This is a genomic window from Paraburkholderia sp. SIMBA_053 (genome assembly GCF_046534895.1).
Classification (GTDB): Bacteria; Pseudomonadota; Gammaproteobacteria; order Burkholderiales; family Burkholderiaceae; genus Paraburkholderia; species Paraburkholderia caledonica.
Genome location: NZ_JAWRXU010000228.1, coordinates 1 through 359 on the forward strand (window position 1 = coordinate 1; position 359 = coordinate 359).

Genomic DNA, 359 nt, shown 5'->3' on the forward strand with positions numbered 1-359 from the left:
CGACTGCGCCCGCGCCCACACCTTAAATCCCGGAAAATGCGCTTTCAGGTTCATCGGCAACGCCGAACGCAAAGAACTGAATCCCGAATGCATCTCACCGCATATCGCACGGCAATGCGCGCGCGCCTTACGATCCTTCGGCAACAGCCCAGCTTCAGGCCGCACTTCGTTCAGATACTCAGCGATAGCCAACGTGTCCCACACCTTAATGCCATCATGCACAAGACACGGCACGAGAATAGAGGGCGACAGCAGCAGCAACTCAGCCCGCGCAGCGGGATCATCAACAGGCATCACGATCTCTTCAAACGGCAAGCCACTGAACTTCGCCAGCAGCCAGCCGCGCAGCGACCACGAGG

Annotated in this window: 1 protein-coding gene; it reads right to left on the bottom strand. The window is 58.8% G+C overall.

Features of this window, described 5'->3' with window-relative positions; all coding sequences use genetic code 11:
• On the bottom strand, nt 1-359 hold a 359-nt coding region (locus SB753_RS35390), incomplete at both ends, for a glutathione S-transferase (RefSeq protein WP_410804727.1).